Below are 20,185 nucleotides of genomic sequence, written 5' to 3'. Positions count from 1 at the left end.
TGATGAATGACCAACTGTTAGACTGATGGTCCTGTCATTTTCAGCGCAATCCCATGGCCTACAAACCTAGCCCTGCCCGCCCACCCGCCGACCTGCTGCGCAAGGCGCGGCCACTGCGCTTGCTGCTCAACCAAGCCGAGCGCATCGAGCATCTGCAGCGTCTGCTCGAGAGTCAGTTGCAACCGGCCGCCCGGGAGCATTGCCACGTGGCGTCCTGGAAGGAAGGCACCTTGTTGCTGGTGGTAACCGACGGCCATTGGGCTACCCGCCTGCGCTACCAGCAGAAGCGTCTGCAACGCCAGCTCCAGGCCATGGAAGCCTTCGCCAACCTCAGCCGCATCCAATTCAAGGTACAGCCGCCCTTGGTCCCAGCGAAGCGCGCAGGCCAAGGCCCGGAGCTGACGGAAACTGCCGCGTTGAGCATCCGCGGGTCCGCCGAGGGCATCAGCGATCCCAAGCTCAAGGCGGCGCTGGAGCGGCTGGCGACACATGCCAAGACTTGATCGGTTTTGCTCAAACCCGACTCCAAATAAGATGCAACCTGGATCATCGCGTATAAAAAAGGCCACCCGAGGGTGGCCTTAATCACTAGAGAGAGTGTTCGAACTTACACAGCCGCAACAGGGCGCATGTACGAGATCGGTGCCGTGCTGGCATCTTCGAAAGTCACCACTTCCCAAGCATCGGTTTCCGCGATCAGCTTGCGCAGCAGCTGGTTGTTCAGCGCGTGCCCGGACTTGTATCCCTTGAACTCGCCGATCAGGCTGTTGCCCAGCAGGTACAGATCGCCGATGGCGTCGAGGATCTTGTGCTTGACGAATTCGTCATCGGAACGAAGGCCGTCTTCGTTTAGCACACCCGTCTCGTCGACGACGATGGCGTTCTCGACACTACCACCCAGCGCAAGGTTGTGCTTGCGCAGGTACTCGATGTCACGCATGAAACCGAAGGTACGGGCACGGCTGACTTCCTTCACGAACGAGGTGCTCGAGAAGTCGACAACAGCGCTCTGGGTCTGGCCCTTGAGGACCGGGTGATCGAAATCGATCTCGAAGCTCACCTTGAACCCGTCGAAGGGCAGGAAAGTGGCGCGCTTGTCACCCTCTTCCACTGTCACTTCACGCAGGATGCGGATGAACTTCTTCGGTGCGTCCTGTTCTTCCAGGCCGGCCGATTGGATCAGGAATACGAAGGGTCCGGCACTGCCATCCATGATCGGCACTTCCGAGGCGGAGAGCTCGACGTAGGCGTTATCGATGCCCAGGCCCGCCATGGCGGAGAGCAGGTGCTCGACCGTATCGACTTTGACGTCACCGTTGACCAGCGTGGTCGACATGGTGGTCTCGCCGACGTTGGCCGCGCGCGCCGGAATTTCGACCACAGGGTCGAGGTCGGCGCGACGGAAGACGATGCCGGTGTCGACAGGCGCAGGCTTGAGGGTCAGGTAGACCTTCTCCCCGGAGTGCAGGCCGACGCCTGTGGCACGGATGGTATTCTTCAGGGTGCGTTGTCTAATCATGGCATTGGCCGCTTCAGCGCAAATTGCGAACAGGTATCAACAAAGGCTGGGGATGATAACAGACCCGGCCTTTGCTGAACACCAATCACCCTTATACCCCTGATAAATTCCATTAATCGGCCTGACGACGCAGGAACGCCGGGATATCCAGGTAATCCAGATCGTCCTGGGGGTTGAGTTTAGCGGCAGCCGCAGCACCTGCGTGCGCTTGGTTGCGCATCACGGTCGGGCGCTCCAGGTCACGGTAGTTGACGGCCGACTGCTCCTGGCGAGCCGGGGCAGGATTGGAGGCCTCATATGCCTGCTGAGCAGTCTGCAGGGTGTTGTCGACCACCTTGACCGGTTTCTCGATGCGCGCGCCCAGGCCAGTGGCCACGACGGTCACGTGCAGCTCGTCGCGCATGTCCGGGTCGATCACGGTGCCGACCTTGACCATCGCGTGGTCGGAGGCGAAGGCCTCGATGATGCTACCCACGTCGGAGTACTCGCCCAGCGACAGGTCAGGCCCTGCGGTGATGTTCACCAGGATGCCGCGAGCGCCCTGCAGGTTGACGTCTTCGAGCAACGGGTTGCGGATCGCCGCCTCGGTGGCTTCGCGAGCACGGTTCGGGCCGCTGGCGCAGCCGGTACCCATCATCGCCATGCCCATCTCGCCCATCACGGTGCGTACGTCGGCGAAGTCGACGTTGATCATGCCCGGACGCTTGATGATGTCCGAGATGCCGCGCACGGCGCCGGCCAGCACGTCGTCAGCCTTGGCGAAGGCGGACAAGAGGCTTGCATCCTTGCCCAGGATGGTCAGCAGCTTCTCGTTGGGGATGGTGATCAGCGAGTCGACGCTTTCAGCCAGCATGCGGATGCCTTCATCGGCGATCTGCATGCGCTTGCGGCCTTCGAACGGGAACGGACGGGTCACCACCGCGACGGTGAGGATGCCCATTTCCTTGGCCACTTCGGCGATGATCGGCGCCGCGCCGGTACCGGTACCACCACCCATGCCGGTGGTGATGAATACCATGTTGGTGCCCTGCAGCACTTCGGCGATGCGCTCACGGTCTTCCAGCGCGGCCTGACGGCCGACTTCCGGATTGGCGCCAGCACCCAGGCCCTTGGTCACACCGGTGCCCAGTTGCAGGATGGTGCGCGCGCCGATATTTTTCAGCGCCTGAGCATCGGTGTTGGCGCAGATGAATTCCACGCCCTCGATGCTGCTCTTGACCATGTGGTTGACGGCGTTGCCGCCGCCACCGCCGACGCCGATCACCTTGATGACCGGACTTTGCGGGACGTTGTCTACGAGCTCGAACATTTTCCCTCTCCTTACAGTTCTCTAGTTGTCGCGCCTACCACTACTGCTTTGAAACTCAGAAGTTGCTCTGGACCCAACGCTTGAGTCGCTCAAGCACTGGCCCCTTGGGTTCATCGCCATAGCTGTTGTTGCTGCTGTTGCTGTTGCTGATACCGGTCAGGGACAGGTCCTCGGACTGCTTCTGCAGGCCGTAGGTGAGCAGGCCCACGCCGGTGGAATAGATCGGGTTGCGGACCACGTCGCTCAGCCCGCGGACGCTGTGCGGCACGCCCAGGCGTACCGGCATGTGGAAGATTTCCTCGGCCAGTTCCACGGCACCCTCCATCTTCGCGGTACCGCCGGTGAGGACGATGCCGGCCGGCACCAGGTCCTCGTAGCCACTGCGGCGCAGCTCAGCCTGGATCAGGGTGAACAGCTCGTCGTAACGCGGCTCCACCACTTCGGCCAAGGCCTGGCGCGACAGCTCGCGCGGCGGGCGATCACCCACGCTCGGCACCTTGATGGTCTCTCCGGCACCGGCCAGCTTGGCCAGAGCGCAGGCGTAGCGGATCTTGATTTCCTCGGCGTACTGCGTAGGCGTACGCAGGGCCATGGCGATGTCGTTGGTGACCTGGTCGCCGGCGATCGGAATTACCGCGGTGTGGCGGATCGCGCCTTCGGTGAAGATGGCGATGTCGGTGGTGCCACCACCGATGTCCACCAGGCACACGCCCAGCTCTTTCTCGTCGTCGGTCAGCACCGAGTAGGCCGAGGCCAGTTGCTCGAGGATGATGTCGTCGATTTCCAGACCGCAGCGACGCACGCATTTTTCGATGTTCTGCGCCGCGTTCACCGCGCAGGTAACCACGTGGACCTTGGCTTCCAGGCGCACGCCCGACATGCCCAGGGGCTCGCGCACGCCTTCCTGGTTGTCGATCACGTAGTCCTGCGGCAGGGTGTGCAGCACCCGCTGGTCGGCCGGGATGGCCACGGCCTGGGCGGCATCGAGCACGCGCTCGAGGTCGGCGGTGCTGACTTCACGGTCGCGGATGGCGACGATGCCGTGGGAGTTCAGGCTGCGGATATGGTTGCCGGCAACACCGACGAACGCCGAATGGATGCGGCAGCCGGCCATCAGCTGGGCCTCTTCGACGGCGCGCTGGATCGACTGCACGGTCGATTCGATATTCACCACCACGCCCTTCTTCAGGCCGCGTGACGGATGGGTGCCGATCCCGACTATCTCCAGGGTGCCGTCCTCGCCGACTTCACCCACCAGCGCCACCACCTTGGAGGTGCCGATGTCCAGCCCGACGATCATTTTGCCGCTATGCGCGTTTGCCATGGTCCTGCCTCTCTCTAATTCTTCGCAACGGCGGGTTGGGCCGTCGTCGGTGCATTCGGTTCCCGCCAACCAACGGCAAGTCCGTTGGAATAACGCAGATCGATGCGGGCGATATTGGTGATCTGGTCTTTAAGCGATTTGTCGTAAATGGCAATGAAACGGCGCATCTTCTCCACCAGGTGGTCGCGCCCCAGCAGCAGCTCGATGCCTGGGCCGGCGCTACCCGCGCCAGTGGTCAGGAACCAGCTGCCTCGCTCGCGCAGCTCCAGGCGAGCGATGGAAAAGCCCATGGGGCGCAGCATCTGGCTCAATACCTGATACTGCTGCATGACTTGTTGCTGAGCGCGCTGCGGCCCGAACAGCTGCGGCAGGTGCTCGTAGTTGGCCAGCTCGCGCGGGGTGAAGGCCTGCCCCTGGTTGTTGAGCAAGGCCTCGTCGCCCCAGCGCGCCACCGGCAACTGTTCTTCCAGGCGGATAACCACCTCGTCCGGCCACACCCTGCGCACTTCGGCGTGGGCGATCCAGGGCATCTGCTCGAGCTCGACGCGCATCGCCGCGAGGTCGACGGTGAAGAAGCTCGCCGCCACGTAGGGCGCGATCCGCTGCTGCACCGCCTGCTGACTGATGTAGCTGAGGTCGCCCTGCACGGCAATCTTGGTGATCGGCCGGTCGGCGTAGGGCATCAGGCGAATGGCACCCTCATAGGCGCCAAAACCGGCGGCCACCAGCAATACCGGCCACAGCAGACGCTTGAGGCCGCCGAAGCTTGGCCGCGGCAGGCGCGCCGATACGGGCTCGTCAGCCACCAGTCGGCTGGCACCACGCGGCACCGGCTTGCTACGGCCGGTGACGGGTGGCTGCTGACGTATCATCGCGCCTTGCATGGCTATTAACCTCTCGTCGCTACGCTGTCGGCCAGGATCGCCAGCACCAGCTGCTGGAAGTCCAGGCCGGCGGCACGGGCCGCCATGGGCACCAGGCTATGGTCGGTCATGCCCGGTGCGGTGTTGACCTCGAGCAGCCAGAAACGGCCCTGCTCGTCCTGCATCACGTCCAGACGGCCCCAGCCCTCGATACCAACGGCATCGCAGGCGCGCGCGGTAAGGTCGATCAGCTCCTGCTCCTTGACGCTGTCCAGGCCGCACGGGATGCGGTACTGGGTGTCATTGGCGATGTACTTGGCGTCGTAGTCGTAGAACACGTGAGGGGTGCCCAGCGCGATCGGCGGCAGCACCTGGCCACGCAGCACGGCGATGGTGAACTCCGGACCGTGGATCCACTGCTCGACCAGCACTTGCGAATCGTAGTTGGCGGCGTCTTTCCAGGCGGTGACCAGCTCTTGCTCGCTGTTCACCTTGGCCATGCCGATGCTCGAACCTTCATGGGCGGGTTTGACGATCAACGGGAAGCCCAGTTCCGCACTGGCGGCCACGCAATCCTGCTCGCTGGCCAGCACGGCGTGACGCGGCGTGGGGATACCCAGGCTCTGCCACACCTGCTTGGTGCGCAGCTTGTCCATGGCCAGCGCCGAGGCGAGGATGCCGCTGCCGGTGTAGGGAATCCCCAGGCATTCGAGCAGGCCCTGCATGCTGCCGTCCTCACCGCCACGGCCGTGGAGGATGATGAAGGCGCGGTCGATCTTCTCGCTCTGCAGGCGGGTCAGCAGGTCGTCGCCGACGTCGATGGCGACTACGTCGACACCAGCGCTGGTCAGCGCCTCGATCACTGCCTTGCCCGACTTCAGGGAAACCTCACGCTCGGCACTCTTGCCACCGTACAGCACGGCGACGCGGCCAAAGGCCTTGACGTCCAGGGTCGAGTGCAACTTGTCGTAGGCGCTGGTCATTTCGACTTCTCCTGCTTGGCGCCTGCGAACAGCGGGCTTTTCATCAATTGCGGGGCCAGGCCGCCGACATCGCCGGCACCCTGGCAGATCAGGATGTCGCCGGCGCGCAGCAGCGGCTTGACCAGCGGCGCGAGCTCGGCGCCGCGTTCGATGTAGATCGGATCGAGCTTGCCGCGCTGGCGGATGCTGTGGCACAGCTGGCGGCTGTCGGCGCCGGGGATCGGCTCTTCGCCGGCCGGGTAGACCTCCATCAGCAGCAGCACGTTGGCATCGCCCAGCACCTGCACGAAATCGTCGTACAGATCGCGGGTGCGGCTATAGCGGTGCGGCTGGTAGACAATTACCAGGCGGCGGCTCGGCCAGCCGCCACGCACGGCCTTGATCACCGCGGCGACCTCGGTCGGGTGGTGGCCATAGTCGTCGACCAGCATCACGCTGCCACCGTCGACCGGCAGCTCGCCGTAGACCTGGAAGCGTCGACCGACGCCCTGGAAGCCCGACAGGCCCTGGACGATGGCCTCGTCGCTGATGCCTTCGTCGGTGGCGATGGCGATGGTCGCCAACGCGTTGAGCACGTTGTGGTTACCCGGCATGTTCACCGACACTTCCAGCGGCTCACAGTCACGGCGCAGCACGGTGAAGTGGGTCTGCATGCCCTGCTGACGCACATTGATGGCGCGGATGTCGGCCTCTTCGCTGAAGCCGTAGGTAACCGTCGGGCGCTTGACCTGCGGCAGGATCTCGCGCACCACCGGGTCGTCCAGGCACATCACCGCCAGGCCATAGAACGGCAGGTTGTGGAGGAACTCGACAAAGGTCTTCTTCAGCTTGTTGAAGTCGCCTTCGTAGGTGGCCATGTGGTCGGCGTCGATGTTGGTGACCACCGCGACCATGGGCTGCAGGTGCAGGAAGCTGGCGTCGCTCTCGTCGGCTTCGGCGATCAGGTAGCGGCTGGTGCCCAACTGCGCGTTGGTCCCGGCCGCGGTCAGGCGACCACCGATGACGAAGGTCGGGTCCAGGCCACCGGCGGCGAACACCGAGGCCAGCAGGCTGGTGGTGGTGGTCTTGCCGTGGGTGCCGGCCACCGCCACGCCATGGCGATAGCGCATCAGCTCGGCGAGCATCTCGGCACGCGGCACCACGGGGATGCGGCGCTCCAGTGCGGTGGCGACTTCCGGGTTGGCCGGATTGATCGCGCTGGACACCACCAGCACATCGGCATTGGCGGCGTTCTCGGCGCGGTGGCCGACGAAGATCTCGGCGCCGAACGACTCAAGGCGCTCGGTGACCGGCGACACCTTGAGGTCGGAGCCGGACACTTCATAGCCGAGGTTCAGCAGCACTTCGGCGATGCCGCACATGCCGACGCCGCCGATACCGACGAAGTGGATGCGACGGATACGGCCCATCTTCGGATGCGGCATGGCTTTCTGGCTCTCAACCATGGGCCACCTCCAGGCAGATATCCACCACGGTGCTGGTTGCGGCAGGTTTGGCCAGGCGGCGGGCGGTGCCGGCCATGGCGTTGAGTTTCTCGGGTTGCATCAGCACCTCGTTCAGGCGTTCAGCGAGCTGCGCTGCGCCAGTAGTCGCTTGTGGCATCAGGAAGGCGGCGCCTTCACGTGCCAGGTATTGGGCGTTGTGAGTCTGGTGGTCGTCGATGGCATGGGGCAAGGGCACCAGCATCGAGGGCAGGCCCGCCGCCGCGAGTTCGCTGACGGTCAGGGCGCCGGCCCGGCACACCACCATATCGGCCCAGCCATAGGCATGGGCCATGTCCTTGATGAACGGTTCGACCTGGGCCTCGACCCCCGCCTCGTGATAACGCTCGGCGGTGACGGGCGCGTGGTTCCTGCCCGCCTGGTGGAAAACTTCGGGGCGCAGGTTCGCCGGCACCTCGGACAGGGCCTTAGGCAACAATTTGTTCAATGGTTCCGCACCCAGGCTGCCGCCCATGACCAACAGGCGCGCACGGCGCTCGGCCAGGGGCGCGCGCAGGGCGTCCATGAACAGCTCCGGGCGCACCGGATTGCCGGTAGTGCGCAGCTTGTCACTGGCGGCAAAGGTGTCCGGGAATGCTTCGCAGACACGCGCGGCCAGCGGCAGCAGCAACCGATTGGTGGTACCGGCGCGAGCATTCTGCTCGTGGATCACCAGTGGCACGCCACACAACCGCGCGGCTACGCCACCGGGGCCGGTCACATAGCCACCGAAGCCGACCACGCAGACCGGCTTGAGCTCACGGACGATGCGCCGCGCCTGCATCACGGCTTTGACCAGGGTGAACGGCGCCTTGAGCAGCGACAGCTTGCCCTTGCCGCGCAGGCCGCTGACCTGGATCAGGTGCAGCGGCAGGCCGGCCTGGGGCACCAGTTCGTTCTCGATGCCACGCGGGGTACCCAGCCAATGCACACTGTAGCCGCGTGCCTGGAACTCGCGGGCACAGGCCAGGGCCGGGAACACGTGGCCCCCAGTGCCACCGGCCATGATCAGGACGTTCTTGCCGTCAGCGGCCATGACTGGTCTCCTCGGCAAAATCGCTTTCCTTGAATTCGTGTTCCTCGCTGCCAAGATGGGTGCGGCTCTCCCACTCGATGCGTAAAAGCAGCCCGACACAGGCGCAACAGATCACCAGCGAGCTGCCCCCGTAGCTGAGGAACGGCAGAGTCAGGCCCTTGGTCGGCAACAGGCCGACATTCACGCCGATGTTGATCAGGAACTGGCCGATCCACAGGAATGACAAACCAAAGGCCATGTAGGCGGCGAAGAACTGCTTGGCCTTCTCGGCCCACAGGCCGATGTACAGGGCACGCACGGTGATGAACACGAACAGCGCGATGGTCAGCAACGAGCCGACCACCCCCAGCTCTTCGGCCAGTACCGAGAACACGAAGTCGGTGTGCGCCTCGGGCAGGTAGAACTGCTTCTGCACGCTATTGCCCAGGCCCACGCCCAACCATTCGCCGCGGCCGAAGGCGATCAGCGCCTGGGTCAGCTGGTAGCCGGAGCCGAACTGGTCGCTCCAGGGGTCGGTGAAGGTGATCAGGCGCGCCATCCGGTAAGGCTGGGCCTGGACCAGTACCACCACCGATATGACCGCCAGCACCACCATCAGCGAGAAGCGGAACAGCCCCACCCCGCCGAGGAACAGCATGGCCGCCGCAGCGCCCATCATCACCACCGTGGCGCCGAAGTCCGGCTCCATCAGCAGCAGGCCGGCCATTGGCAGCAGCACGATGAACGGTTTGAAGAAGCCCATCCAGCTTTCGCGCACCTCGGTCTGGCGACGCACCAGGTAGCCGGCGAGATAAATGACCACGAAGACCTTGGCGATCTCCGACGGCTGGACGTTGAAGAAGCTGAAGCCGATCCAGCGCATCGAACCGTTCACCTCACGGCCGATACCGGGCACCAGCACCAGCACCAACAGGCCGAAGGCACCGATCAGCATCATGAAGCCCATGCGCTGCCAGGTGGCGATCGGCACCAGCATGGTCATCAACCCGGCGCCCAGGCCCAGGGTGACGTACACCAGGTGGCGGAACATGTGGTACAGCGGGTTGCCGGACTGCACCGCGGCCACTTCGGAGGAGGCCGAGGTGATCATCACCAGGCCCAGGCCGAGCAGCGCCAGGCAACCGGCCAGCAGCGGGAAGTCGAGGTCGATGCCACGGCCGCTGATCAGCGGCGACGGGTACGGCTTGAGGATGCCGAAGATCATGCCAGCCCCTCCGCTGCCTGGGCGAACAGGCGCCCGCGCTCTTCAAAGTTCTTGAACATGTCGAGGCTGGCGCAGGCCGGCGACAGCAGCACCGCGTCACCGGCGTGGGCCAGCTCGGCGCAACGCTGCACGGCCTCATCGAGGGTCTGCACGGGCACCAGTTGCACGGCATTCTTCAGGGTTTCGGCCAGGCGTGCGGCATCGCGGCCGATCAGCACCACGGCGCGGCAATGCTGCGCCACCGGGGTGCGCAAGGCCGCAAAATCGGCACCCTTGCCATCGCCGCCGGCGATCAGCACCAGTTTGCCCTCGATATCGGCGCCCAGGCCTTCGATGGCCGCCAGCGCGGCACCGACGTTGGTGGCCTTGGAATCGTCGTACCAGTTCACGCCGTTGCGCTCGCGCACCCACTGACAACGATGGGCCAGGCCCTTGAATTCGCGCAGCGCGTCGAGCATAGGCGCGAACGGCAGGCCGACGGCGTGGCCGAGGGCCAGGGCAGCCAGGGCGTTACTGTGATTGTGAGCGCCACGGATCTTCAGCTCCCGCACTGGCATGAGGGTCTGGAACTCGAACGCCAGGTATTTCTCGCCGTCCACTTCACGCAGGCCGAAGGCCTTGAAGTCCGGTGCGTTGAGGCCAAAGGTCCAGCACGGACGGCCTTCGACCGGCAACGGACGGCTCAGGGCATCCTGGCGGTTGACCACCACCTGGCGGGCGCCGCGGAAGATCCGGTGCTTGGCCAGGTGATAGGCCGGCAGGCCGCTGTAGCGGTCCATGTGGTCTTCGCTGATGTTCAGCACGGTGGCCACTTCGGCGTTGAGCTGGTCGGTGGTTTCCAGCTGGAAGCTCGACAGCTCCAGCACGTACAGCTCGACGTCGTTAGCCAGCAAGTCCAGGGCCGGGGTGCCGAGATTGCCGCCGACTGCCACACGTTTGCCTGCCTTGGCGGCCATCTCGCCGACCAGGGTGGTCACGGTGCTCTTGGCGTTGGAGCCGCTGATGGCCACGATCGGCGCCTTGGCGTGATGGGCGAACAGCTCGATGTCCCCGGACAGCTTGACGCCACGCGCCGCGGCCTGTTGCAGCGCAGGCGTGGCCAGGGCCAGGCCCGGGCTGACATACAGCTCGCTGGCCCGGCACAGGAAGTCCACGTCCAGCTCGCCACAGCGCACTTCCACCTGCGGGTATTCACGGCGCAGGGTGTCCAGTTCCGGCGGTTGCTCGCGGGTGTCGGCGACCGCAAAGGCAATGCCCCGGCTCGCCAGGAAGCGAACCAGGGACATGCCGCTCTTGCCGAGGCCGACAACGATGCGGAATTGGTCGGAAGCGATCAGTGACACGCTCGTTTACCTCAGTTTCAGGGTGGCAAGGCCAATCAGCACGAGAATCACGGTGATGATCCAGAAGCGGACGATCACCCGTGGCTCGGGCCAACCCTTGAGTTCAAAGTGGTGGTGGATCGGCGCCATGCGGAACACGCGCTTGCCGGTGAGCTTGAACGAAGCCACCTGGATGACCACCGACAGGGTTTCCATCACGAACACGCCGCCCATGATGAACAGGACGACTTCCTGGCGCACGATCACCGCGATGGTGCCCAGCGCAGCGCCCAGGGCCAGCGCGCCGACGTCGCCCATGAATACCTGGGCCGGGTAGGTGTTGAACCACAGGAAGCCCAGCCCCGCGCCGATCAGCGCGCCGCAGAACACGATCAGCTCGCCCGCGCCCGGCACGTAGGGGATCAGCAGGTATTCGGCGAACTTCACGTTGCCCGACAGGTAGCAGAAGATGCCCAGCGCGCCGCCAACCATCACCGTCGGCATGATCGCCAGGCCATCGAGGCCGTCGGTCAGGTTGACCGCGTTGCTCGAGCCGACGATGACGAAATAAGTGAGCACGATGAAGCCGGCGCCCAGCGGGATGGCCAGGTCCTTGAGCATCGGGATGATCAGCGTGGTCTCGACGCTGGTCGGCGCGGTCTTGTACAGGAAGATCGCCGCAGCCAGGCCGAATACCGACTGCCAGAAATACTTCCAGCGGCTCGGCAGGCCGCGGGAGTTCTTCTCGATGACCTTGCGGTAGTCGTCGACCCAGCCGATGGCGCCGAACGCCAGGGTGACGATCAGCACCACCCACACATAGCGGTTGGTCAGGTCGGCCCACAGCAGGGTGCTGATGGCGATGGCGGAAAGGATCAGCGCACCGCCCATGGTCGGGGTGCCGGACTTGGACAGGTGCGATTGTGGGCCGTCGTTACGCACGGCCTGACCGATCTGGCGGATCTGCAGGGTACGGATCATCCACGGGCCCAGCCACAGGGCCAGGGACAGCGCGGTCAGTACACCCAGGATCCCGCGCAGGGTCAGGTACTGGAAGACTGCGAAGCCCTTGTGGAACTGTTGCAGATACTCAGCCAACAGCAGCAGCATTAATGTTTCTCCCCGCTGGCGCCGCACAGTGCGGCCACGACGTTTTCCATCGCAGCGCTGCGCGAGCCCTTGATCAAGATAGTGGTGTCGCTGGCGGCCTCGGCCTTGACGGCTTCGATCAGCTCAGCTTGAGTGGCGAAATGGCGACCATTGGTACCGAATGCCTGAACGGCATGGGCCATGTTGGTGCCCACCGCGTACAGCGCATCGACCTTGCCACGTGCATAGTCACCCACCTGGCGGTGACCTTCCTCGGCCCATTGCCCCAGTTCGCCGATATCCCCGAGCACCAGGACGGTGCGGCCGGAAAAGCCGGCGAGTATATCAATGGCGGCACACATCGAGGTGGGATTTGCGTTGTAGCTGTCGTCGATCACCCGCGCGCCGCTGGGCGCAATCTGCGCAACGGTACGGCCCTTGACCGGTTGCACGGCGCCAAGGCCGGCGGCGATGCCGCTCAGGCTCAGACCAACGGCATGGGCTGCTGCTGCTGCAGCCAGGGCGTTGCTGACGTTATGGATGCCGAGCAGGTTCAATTGCACCGGGACGCTGCCGTCCGGGCCATGCAGGGTGAACGAGGGGCAGCCACGGGCGTCGCGGCCGATATCGCTGGCGTGGAAGTCGGCCTGCGGGTTGTCCAGCGCAAAGCTGACGACGCGGTGATTGCCCGCGCGCCGACGCCAGATATCGAACGCCTTGTCGGCCAGGTTGAGGATGGCCGTGCCACCCTCGCCCAGGCCTTCGAGGATCTCGCCCTTGGCCTCGACGATCTTCTCCGGGCCGCCGAACTCGCCGACGTGGGCGGTACCGGCGTTGTTGATGATGACTACCTGTGGCCGGGTCAGGCCGACGGTGTAGCGGATCTCGCCGATGCGCGAGGCCCCCAGCTCGATCACCGCGGCGCTGTGCTCCGGGGCGATCTCCAGCAGGGTCAGCGGTGCGCCGAGGTCGTTGTTGAGATTGCCGCGGGTGGCATGCACCGGCCCGCGGGTACGCAGGATCGCGGCGAGCATTTCCTTGACCGTGGTCTTGCCGCTGGAGCCAGTAATGGCCACCACCGGCTTGTCGAAGGCAGCACGATTCAGCGCGCCGAGCTGGCCAAGCGCTACACGGCAGTCGGCAACCACCAGTTGCGGCAGATCGACATCGGTGATTTCGCGCTCGACCAGCGCGGCAACCGCCCCCTTGGCCTTCACATCGACCAGGTAGTCATGGCCATCGAAGCGCGGCCCGCTGAGGGCGACGAACAGTTGACCGGCAGCGACGCTGCGGCTGTCGATGCTGACGCCGGTGAAACTGGCGTCGGCGCCTGCCAGGCGTGCGTTCAAAGCAGCAGTCAGCTGGCTGAGCATCATGGGCTTAAGCATGTGGAGCCTCCCAGGCGGCTAGGGCCTTCTCGGCTTCGACCAGATCGGAGAAGTCATGGCGCTCGCCATTGATCTCCTGGTAATCCTCGTGGCCCTTGCCGGCCAGGACGATCACATCCTCGGCAGCAGCAGTGGCGACCAGATGGGCAATGGCCAGGCCACGGCCAGCGACGAACTCCACGCTGTCGGGCTGGGCAAAGCCGGGGCGAATGTCATCGAAGATGCGCTGCGGATCCTCGGTACGCGGGTTGTCATCAGTCACCAGCACACGATCGGCCAGGCGCTCGGCGACTGCCGCCATCAGCGGACGCTTGCCGGCGTCACGATCACCACCACAGCCGAACAGGCACAGCAGCTTGCCGTGGGCGTGCGGGCGCAATGCCTCGAGCACCTTTTCCAGGGCATCCGGGGTGTGGGCGTAGTCGACCACCACCAACGGCTTTTTACCGCCACCCAGGCGCTGCATGCGGCCGACCGGGCCCTGCAGCTGCGGAGTGACTTTGAGAATTTCGTCCAGCGAATAGTCCAGCGCCAGCAGGGTAGCCACCGCCGCCAGTATGTTGCTCAGGTTGAAGCGCCCCAGCAGCTGGCTGCACAGGCTGCGTTCGCCCTGTGCGGTAACGAGGGTGGCTCGTACGCCATCATCGTCGAACGTGGCCTCGCGGCAGAACAGCGAAGCGTCGGGGTTCTCCAGGCTGTAGCTGAGCAACCGGGTCTCGATATGATCGGTACTCGGGCGGCGGGCGAAGTCGGCAGCCAGGCGGCGTCCGAACTCATCATCCAGGTTGACCACCTGGCAACGCAGGCTCGGCCAGGCGAACAGCTTGGCCTTGGCGGCCTCATAGGCCTCCATGCTGCCGTGATAGTCCAGGTGATCGCGCGACAGGTTGGTCATCACCGCGATATCGAACTCCAGCGCGGCGACGCGCCCTTGCTCGAGGGCGTGAGAGGACACTTCCATGGCCACGGCCTTGGCGCCGCTCTTTTTCAGGTCGTTCAAGGTCGATTGCACGGCAATCGGGTCCGGCGTGGTCAGGCGGCCGCTCTGCAATTCACCGTAGAAGCCGGTGCCCAGGGTGCCGATCAGCCCGCAACGCTGACCAAGGGCGTCGAGCGCCTGAGCCACCAGCTGGGTGACGCTGGTCTTGCCATTGGTACCGGTGACACCCACCAGGTTCAACTGGCGGCTGGGCTCGCCATAGAAGCGCCCGGCGATCTGCGACAGCTGGCCGATCAGCCCTTTGACCGGGATCAGCGGCACGTCGGTAAGCGGCAACACGCAGGTGCCCTGCTCTTCATAGGCGACCGCGGCGGCGCCACGGGCCAGCGCGTCGGCAATATGCTCACGGCCGTCGACCTTGGCGCCCGGCACAGCGAGGAACAGATCGCCCTGGCGCACCTGGCGGCTGTCCAGGGTCAGCTCGCGGATCAACGGATCGCGGCTGGCATGGGCGAACAGTTTGCTCAATGGCATCGTCATCAACCTCGCCCTCCCTTGGCGGGTACTGCGCTGGCTTGCTGCGTCGAGGGCGGCAGGTTGTCCGGCGGTACATTCATCAGGCGCAGGGTGCCCGACATCACTTTGCTGAATACGGGTGCCGAGACCAGGCCGCCGAAGTAGCCGCCCTTGCTCGGTTCGTCGATGACCACGACGATGGCATAGCGCGGGTCGCTCATCGGGCCGAAGCCGGCGAACAGCGAACGGTAGGCGTTCTCGGTGTAGCCCTTGGAACCGACGGTGGCTTTACGCGCCGTACCGGACTTGCCACCCACGTGGTAGAACGGCACCTGGGCACGGAATACCCCGCGCGGCGCTTCGATTACCTGCTGCAGCATGCCCTGCACGGTTTCGGCGGTTTCCTTGGGGATCGCCTGGACCGATTCCGGGGCCTTGTCGACCTTGAGGATCGACAGCGGCACCATCTTGCCGTCGTTGGCCAGTGCGGCGTAGGCATGCACCAGCTGCAGGGCGGTCACCGACACGCCGTAGCCATACGACAAGGTCGCGGTCTCGGCCTTGCGCCACTCGCGGTGGTTGGGCAGGTTGCCGACACGCTCGCCGGGGAAGCCGAGGCCGGTGTACTGGCCCAGGCCTACCTGGGACATGACCCGGTAGATGGCCTCGCCACCGATATCGAAGGCGATCTTGCTCATGCCGACGTTGGACGAGTTGATCAGGATGCCGGTCAGGTCGAGAATCGGGCCCTCGCTGCGCGACACGTCCTTGATGGTGTAGCGGCCGATTTGCAGGCTGCCCGGATAGACCTCGACCTTGTCGGTGACCTTCCAGCGGCCACTCTGCAAGGCGGCGCTCATCGAAATCGGCTTGACCGTCGAGCCAGGCTCGAACACATCGATGATCGCCCGGTTGCGCATCGCGGCCGGGAACATGCTGCGGCGGTTGTTCGGGTTGTAGGTCGGCTGGTTGACCATGGCCAGGACCTCGCCGGTCTTGACGTCCATGATCACCAGGCTGCCGGCCTTGGCTTCCTGTTCGGCAATGGCGTTGCGCAGCTCGCGGGTGGCCAGGTACTGCAGACGCAGGTCTATCGACAACGCCAAGGTCTTGCCGGCCTTGGCGTTCTTGGTTACCTGGATGTCCTTGATCAGCCGGCCACGCCGGTCCTTGATCACCTGCCGCTTGCCGGGCACCCCGGCGAGCCATTCGTCGTAGGCGAGTTCGACGCCTTCACGACCATGGTCATCCAGGTCGGTGAAGCCGACCATGTGTGCGGTGACGTCGCCGGCCGGATAGAAGCGGCGGAACTCTTCGAGGCCGTAGACGCCCGGAACCTTCAGGTCGAGGACGTGCTGGCCCTGCTCCGGGGTCAGGCCGCGGACCAGGTAGATGAACTCCTTGCTGGCCTGCTGGGTGAGACGTTCGCTCAATTGCTGCGGATTTTGCCCGAGCGCGGCGGCCAGCTGTGGCCAGCGATCCTTGGCCGCTTGCATTTCCTTGGGGTTGGCCCACAAGGTGGTGACGGGCGTACTGACAGCCAGCGGCTCGCCGTTGCGATCGGTGATCAGGCCGCGGTGCGCGGGGATGGGAATATGGCGCAGGCTGCGAGCATCGCCCTGGCCCTTGAGGAAGTCGCGGTCGACGACCTGCAAGTCGATGATGCGCCAGCAAATGGCACCGACCATCAGCGCCAGCAAACCGATCACCACCCGGAAGCGCCAGGGGTAGAGTGCGCCTTCGAGCTTCATCATGGCGCCACCATTCGCACTTCGTCAGCGGCGGGCACGCGCATCCTGAGCTGCTCCGAGGCCAGGCTCTCGATACGGCTGGAGGCAGTCCAGGTGCTTTGCTCAAGGATCAACCGGCCCCACTCGGCCTGGGCCTTGTCGCGCTCGTTCAGTTCACCGTACAGGGTGTTGAGCAACTGACGGTTCCAGTGGGCGCTGTAGGAAACGGCGATCGCCGAAATCAGCACGGCGACGAACAGCAGAAGCATCAGGAAGCTTCCGCCTGGCAGCGGCTTGGCAAACAGCCTGCTCACCGCAACTTCTCCGCGACCCGCATGACGGCGCTGCGCGACCGAGGGTTGGCCTTGAGTTCGGTTTCGGAGGCGAACTGCGCCTTGCCGATCAATTTGATCTTCGGCTCGAAGGCCTTGTGCTGGACCGGCAGGTTGCGCGGCAAATTGTCTGCCTCGCCCTTGACCAGCTTGCGCATGAACAGTTTGACGATACGGTCTTCCAACGAGTGGAAGCTGATCACTGCCAGGCGGCCACCCACCTCAAGGGCGTCGAGCGCGGCTTCAAGGCCGGTCTCGAGGTCGCCAAGCTCGTTGTTGACATGGATGCGCAGGCCCTGGAAAGCGCGGGTCGCAGGGTTCTTGCCCTTTTCCCAGGCCGGGTTGGCGACCTTGAGCACTTCCGCCAGGTCGGCGGTACGGGTGAACGGCTGCTTCTCGCGGCGCTCGACCACGGCGCGCGCCATGCGGCCGGCGAAGCGCTCCTCGCCGTACTCCTTGAACACCCGGGCAATTTCTTCGACGGGGGCGGTGGCGACGAACTCGGCGGCGCTGATGCCCTGGCCCGGGTTCATGCGCATGTCCAACGGGCCGTCGTTGAGGAAGCTGAAGCCGCGCTCGGGGTCGTCCAGTTGCGGCGAGGATACGCCCAGGTCGAGCAGGATGCCGCTGACCTTGCCGTCCAGGCCGCGGGCGCGCACTTCGTCGCCGAGTTCGGCAAAGCTGCGCTGCACAATGACAAAGCGGCCGTCTTCGGCCGCCAGCGCTTGCCCGGTGGCAATCGCCTGAGGATCCTTGTCGAAGCCCAGCAACCGCCCTTGCGGCCCGAGCTTGCTGAGGATCAGGCGGCTGTGGCCGCCACGCCCGAAGGTGCCGTCCAGATAGCAACCGTCGGCGCGCAGGGCCAATGCCTCGACGGCTTCGTCGAGGAGGACGGTGATGTGGTTGAAGCCGCTATCTATGGTCACAGGATCAGGTCACGCAAATCATCGGGCATGGCGCCCGGTTGTTGAATAGCTGCAAGGTCAGCTGCCGAAACTGCGTTCCAGGCATCCTCATCCCACAGCTGGAATTTGTTCAGCTGCCCCACCAGCATCGCCTTCTTGTCCAGCTTGGCGTACTCACGCAGACGGGGCGGCACCAGGAAACGCCCACTGCCATCGAGCTCCAGGTCCACCGCATTGCCAATCAGCAAACGCTGCAGGCGACGGTTTTCCTCACGCAACGACGGCAAGGCACGCAACTTAGCTTCTATCTGTTCCCACTCATCGAGGGGATAAACACACAAGCAGGGGTCAACGGCGTCGATGGTCACGATCAATTGACCATTGCAACGCGAATCGAGCTCGTCACGGTACCGGCTCGGCATGGCGAGACGGCCCTTTGCATCGAGGCTGACGGCGTTGGCTCCGCGAAACACGGCTGCGATTCCCCACAATGTTAGCTTTTTTGTGCCAGAAAACCCACTTCATCCCACTTTCTGCCACTTGCGCACACTATAGGAATCCGCCCGCCACACCGTCAAGGCACGTTCATAAGGAAATCCCTTACAGGACGGCGATTTAGCGCAACAAAGGAAGGGAGAAGGATTACAGGCGGGAAAAACTGACGGGAAAAATCAAACACACTCAAGCGGATAGAGTGAGAAGTTAAAGTAATTTATTAAGAGTAAGATTTTTTCGGTATTACCAGGACGCATCTGCTATCGATTCAAGCAGGAAAGGAAGAGGTGGAGAGTCGATCTGTAAGCCGGGTTTTGTCGAGGACAGTCATTCCTCTACGACGGCCATCACTGGACGCCTCTAGCAACCTACCCGGTTCCGACGCGGGCCACGCCGTATGGAACCCTATTTGGTCTTGCTCCGAGTGGGGTTTACCTAGCCACGGACTGTTGCCAGCCGTGCGGTGCGCTCTTACCGCACCTTTTCACCCTTACCGGCACCGAAGTGCTTAGGCGGTTGTTTTCTGTGGCACTTTCCGTAGGCTCGCGCCTCCCAGGCGTTACCTGGCACTCTGCCCTATGGAGCCCGGACTTTCCTCCCCCGCCTTTTGCGGAACAAAAGACGGCAGCGACTGTCCGATCGACTCTCCGCCGCCAAGGTTACCGGTAGCAGCGCTCAAGAACAAGCGGCGCGACCATTAATACCATTATGCCACTAATGGGCTTTCTGCTTTTCCAGGGCCAACTGATAGAGCAGGTTCTTGCGCACCCCGGTGATCTCGGCCGCCAGCGCCGCTGCTTTCTTCAGCGGCAGTTCGGCCAGCAGCAGATCCAGCACCCGCTGCGCCTCGGCGCTGATCGCCTGCTCGCCCTCCGGCGCGCTCCAACCGGCCACCAGCACCACACACTCGCCACGCTGCTGATTGCTGTCACCCTGGACGAATGCGCGCAACTCGGCCAACGGCAAGCCTTTGAGGGTCTCGAAAGTCTTGGTGATCTCACGCGCCAGCAGCGCCGGTCGATCGCCACCGAACACCGCCTCCATGTCCTCCAGACACTCGAGGATCCGGTGTGGCGCCTCGTAGAAGATCAGGGTGCGCGGCTCTTCCTTGACCTGCTCCAGACGCGCACGGCGCCCGGCGGCCTTGGCCGGCAGGAAGCCTTCGAAGATGAAGCGGTCCGACGGCAACCCCGCCGCCGACAGCGCGGCGATCAACGCACAGGCACCCGGCACCGGCACCACCTGCACGCCCGCAGCACGCGCCTGGCGTACCAGGTGATAGCCCGGATCGGAAATCAGCGGCGTGCCGGCATCGGACACCAGCGCCACATCGTCGCCGGCCAGCAGGCGAGTGATGAAGCGCCCGCCCTCGTCACGCTCGTTGTGCTCATGGCAAGCGGCCAGCGGCGTGTCGATGCCGAAATGCTGCAGCAGACGCACCGAGTGGCGGGTGTCCTCGGCGGCGATCAGGCTGACATCCGCCAGCACCTTCAGCGCCCGGGCGCTCATGTCGTCGAGGTTGCCGATGGGCGTGGCAACGACGTAAAGCTTGCCCAACGTGGATTTCGAAACCCCTGCAACATCAGTCACTGCGCACACCTGCTTTCCGGATCAAAGGTCGCCATTGTAGCCCGAGCACCGGTAACAGGGCGCAAAGAACTTCGCCCCGGGCACACCACGGGCCACCTATAGTGAAGGTTCAGTGTCGGCGAGATCGCGCCGTGCCCCCCGCTTGGGTACAATTGCCGG

18 protein-coding genes and 1 other RNA gene are annotated in these 20,185 nt (G+C 64.3%); 1 reads left to right on the top strand and 18 read right to left on the bottom strand.

Features of this window, described 5'->3' with window-relative positions:
* Positions 1–53: 53 nt before the first annotated feature.
* On the top strand, positions 54–503 hold the full coding sequence (locus LU688_RS04595) for a DUF721 domain-containing protein (RefSeq protein ID WP_023629816.1): 450 nt from the start codon (positions 54–56) through the stop codon (positions 501–503).
* 104 nt (positions 504–607) lie between these two features.
* Here the strand turns inward: LU688_RS04595 and lpxC are convergent, their stop codons facing one another.
* From lpxC to rsmI, 18 genes are all read right to left on the bottom strand, one after another.
* Positions 608–1,519, bottom strand: a complete 912-nt coding sequence (lpxC, locus tag LU688_RS04590; RefSeq protein WP_023629817.1) for a UDP-3-O-acyl-N-acetylglucosamine deacetylase — start codon at positions 1,517–1,519, stop codon at positions 608–610.
* Positions 1,520–1,631: 112 nt separating this feature from the next.
* On the bottom strand, positions 1,632–2,828 hold the full coding sequence (gene ftsZ, locus LU688_RS04585; protein ID WP_023629818.1) for a cell division protein FtsZ: 1,197 nt from the start codon (positions 2,826–2,828) through the stop codon (positions 1,632–1,634).
* 55 nt (positions 2,829–2,883) lie between these two features.
* The gene (gene ftsA / locus LU688_RS04580; protein ID WP_094010215.1) at positions 2,884–4,152 is read right to left on the bottom strand and encodes a cell division protein FtsA; all 1,269 of its coding nucleotides are present in this window, start codon (positions 4,150–4,152) and stop codon (positions 2,884–2,886) included.
* A 14-nt stretch (positions 4,153–4,166) separates the two neighbouring features.
* On the bottom strand, positions 4,167–5,036 hold the full coding sequence (locus LU688_RS04575; protein ID WP_023629819.1) for a cell division protein FtsQ/DivIB: 870 nt from the start codon (positions 5,034–5,036) through the stop codon (positions 4,167–4,169).
* A 5-nt stretch (positions 5,037–5,041) separates the two neighbouring features.
* The gene (locus tag LU688_RS04570; protein WP_094010216.1) at positions 5,042–5,998 is read right to left on the bottom strand and encodes a D-alanine--D-alanine ligase; all 957 of its coding nucleotides are present in this window, start codon (positions 5,996–5,998) and stop codon (positions 5,042–5,044) included.
* Positions 5,995–7,443, bottom strand: a complete 1,449-nt coding sequence (gene murC / locus LU688_RS04565) for a UDP-N-acetylmuramate--L-alanine ligase (RefSeq protein WP_038707416.1) — start codon at positions 7,441–7,443, stop codon at positions 5,995–5,997. Before murC ends, LU688_RS04570 begins: the two co-directional genes overlap by 4 nt.
* Entirely contained in the window at positions 7,436–8,515 is a 1,080-nt protein-coding gene (gene murG, locus LU688_RS04560) for an undecaprenyldiphospho-muramoylpentapeptide beta-N-acetylglucosaminyltransferase (protein WP_094010217.1), read from the bottom strand. Before murG ends, murC begins: the two co-directional genes overlap by 8 nt.
* A complete protein-coding gene (gene ftsW, locus LU688_RS04555; RefSeq protein ID WP_023632511.1) occupies positions 8,505–9,719 on the bottom strand; it encodes a putative lipid II flippase FtsW in 1,215 nt (404 codons plus the stop codon). The genes murG and ftsW overlap by 11 nt, the downstream gene beginning before the upstream one ends.
* Entirely contained in the window at positions 9,716–11,062 is a 1,347-nt protein-coding gene (gene murD / locus LU688_RS04550; protein ID WP_104444478.1) for a UDP-N-acetylmuramoyl-L-alanine--D-glutamate ligase, read from the bottom strand. The genes ftsW and murD overlap by 4 nt, the downstream gene beginning before the upstream one ends.
* 6 nt (positions 11,063–11,068) lie before the next feature.
* Positions 11,069–12,151 (bottom strand): phospho-N-acetylmuramoyl-pentapeptide-transferase, encoded by a 1,083-nt coding sequence (gene mraY, locus LU688_RS04545; RefSeq protein ID WP_011535540.1) that lies wholly within the window; start codon positions 12,149–12,151, stop codon positions 11,069–11,071.
* A complete protein-coding gene (locus LU688_RS04540; RefSeq protein WP_094010218.1) occupies positions 12,151–13,518 on the bottom strand; it encodes a UDP-N-acetylmuramoyl-tripeptide--D-alanyl-D-alanine ligase in 1,368 nt (455 codons plus the stop codon). Before LU688_RS04540 ends, mraY begins: the two co-directional genes overlap by 1 nt.
* The gene (gene murE, locus LU688_RS04535; protein WP_094010219.1) at positions 13,511–14,998 is read right to left on the bottom strand and encodes a UDP-N-acetylmuramoyl-L-alanyl-D-glutamate--2,6-diaminopimelate ligase; all 1,488 of its coding nucleotides are present in this window, start codon (positions 14,996–14,998) and stop codon (positions 13,511–13,513) included. The genes LU688_RS04540 and murE overlap by 8 nt, the downstream gene beginning before the upstream one ends.
* On the bottom strand, positions 14,998–16,725 hold the full coding sequence (locus tag LU688_RS04530) for a peptidoglycan D,D-transpeptidase FtsI family protein (protein WP_172670937.1): 1,728 nt from the start codon (positions 16,723–16,725) through the stop codon (positions 14,998–15,000). Before LU688_RS04530 ends, murE begins: the two co-directional genes overlap by 1 nt.
* Positions 16,725–17,018 (bottom strand): cell division protein FtsL, encoded by a 294-nt coding sequence (gene ftsL / locus LU688_RS04525; protein ID WP_023630124.1) that lies wholly within the window; start codon positions 17,016–17,018, stop codon positions 16,725–16,727. The genes LU688_RS04530 and ftsL overlap by 1 nt, the downstream gene beginning before the upstream one ends.
* Positions 17,015–17,962, bottom strand: a complete 948-nt coding sequence (gene rsmH, locus LU688_RS04520) for a 16S rRNA (cytosine(1402)-N(4))-methyltransferase RsmH (protein ID WP_371041614.1) — start codon at positions 17,960–17,962, stop codon at positions 17,015–17,017. Before rsmH ends, ftsL begins: the two co-directional genes overlap by 4 nt.
* On the bottom strand, positions 17,959–18,414 hold the full coding sequence (mraZ, locus tag LU688_RS04515) for a division/cell wall cluster transcriptional repressor MraZ (RefSeq protein WP_011535546.1): 456 nt from the start codon (positions 18,412–18,414) through the stop codon (positions 17,959–17,961). Before mraZ ends, rsmH begins: the two co-directional genes overlap by 4 nt.
* A gap of 309 nt (positions 18,415–18,723) precedes the next feature.
* Positions 18,724–19,083: RNase P RNA component class A (gene rnpB / locus LU688_RS04510), an RNA gene on the bottom strand.
* A gap of 67 nt (positions 19,084–19,150) precedes the next feature.
* Positions 19,151–20,026: a 16S rRNA (cytidine(1402)-2'-O)-methyltransferase gene (rsmI, locus tag LU688_RS04505; protein WP_094010220.1), complete on the bottom strand. Its 876-nt coding sequence runs from the start codon at positions 20,024–20,026 to the stop codon at positions 19,151–19,153.
* Positions 20,027–20,185 lie beyond the last annotated feature (159 nt).

The sequence above is a fragment of the Pseudomonas soli genome, assembly GCF_021283165.2.
In the GTDB taxonomy this organism is placed as follows: domain Bacteria; phylum Pseudomonadota; class Gammaproteobacteria; order Pseudomonadales; family Pseudomonadaceae; genus Aquipseudomonas; species Aquipseudomonas soli.
Note: the sequence above shows the minus strand (reverse complement) of the source record. Positions and strands in the feature narration are given on the sequence as shown.

Excerpts from the sequence above, each read along its gene's own strand:
- LU688_RS04595 (WP_023629816.1), top strand. The coding sequence starts at position 54 with ATGGCCTACAAACCTAGCCCTGCCCGCCCACCCGCCGACCTGCTGCGC.
- lpxC (WP_023629817.1), bottom strand. The coding sequence starts at position 1,519 with ATGATTAGACAACGCACCCTGAAGAATACCATCCGTGCCACAGGCGTC.
- ftsZ (WP_023629818.1), bottom strand. The coding sequence starts at position 2,828 with ATGTTCGAGCTCGTAGACAACGTCCCGCAAAGTCCGGTCATCAAGGTG.
- ftsA (WP_094010215.1), bottom strand. The coding sequence starts at position 4,152 with ATGGCAAACGCGCATAGCGGCAAAATGATCGTCGGGCTGGACATCGGC.
- LU688_RS04575 (WP_023629819.1), bottom strand. The coding sequence starts at position 5,036 with ATGCAAGGCGCGATGATACGTCAGCAGCCACCCGTCACCGGCCGTAGC.
- LU688_RS04570 (WP_094010216.1), bottom strand. The coding sequence starts at position 5,998 with ATGACCAGCGCCTACGACAAGTTGCACTCGACCCTGGACGTCAAGGCC.
- murC (WP_038707416.1), bottom strand. The coding sequence starts at position 7,443 with ATGGTTGAGAGCCAGAAAGCCATGCCGCATCCGAAGATGGGCCGTATC.
- murG (WP_094010217.1), bottom strand. The coding sequence starts at position 8,515 with ATGGCCGCTGACGGCAAGAACGTCCTGATCATGGCCGGTGGCACTGGG.
- ftsW (WP_023632511.1), bottom strand. The coding sequence starts at position 9,719 with ATGATCTTCGGCATCCTCAAGCCGTACCCGTCGCCGCTGATCAGCGGC.
- mraY (WP_011535540.1), bottom strand. The coding sequence starts at position 12,151 with ATGCTGCTGCTGTTGGCTGAGTATCTGCAACAGTTCCACAAGGGCTTC.
- LU688_RS04540 (WP_094010218.1), bottom strand. The coding sequence starts at position 13,518 with ATGCTTAAGCCCATGATGCTCAGCCAGCTGACTGCTGCTTTGAACGCA.
- murE (WP_094010219.1), bottom strand. The coding sequence starts at position 14,998 with ATGACGATGCCATTGAGCAAACTGTTCGCCCATGCCAGCCGCGATCCG.
- LU688_RS04530 (WP_172670937.1), bottom strand. The coding sequence starts at position 16,725 with ATGAAGCTCGAAGGCGCACTCTACCCCTGGCGCTTCCGGGTGGTGATC.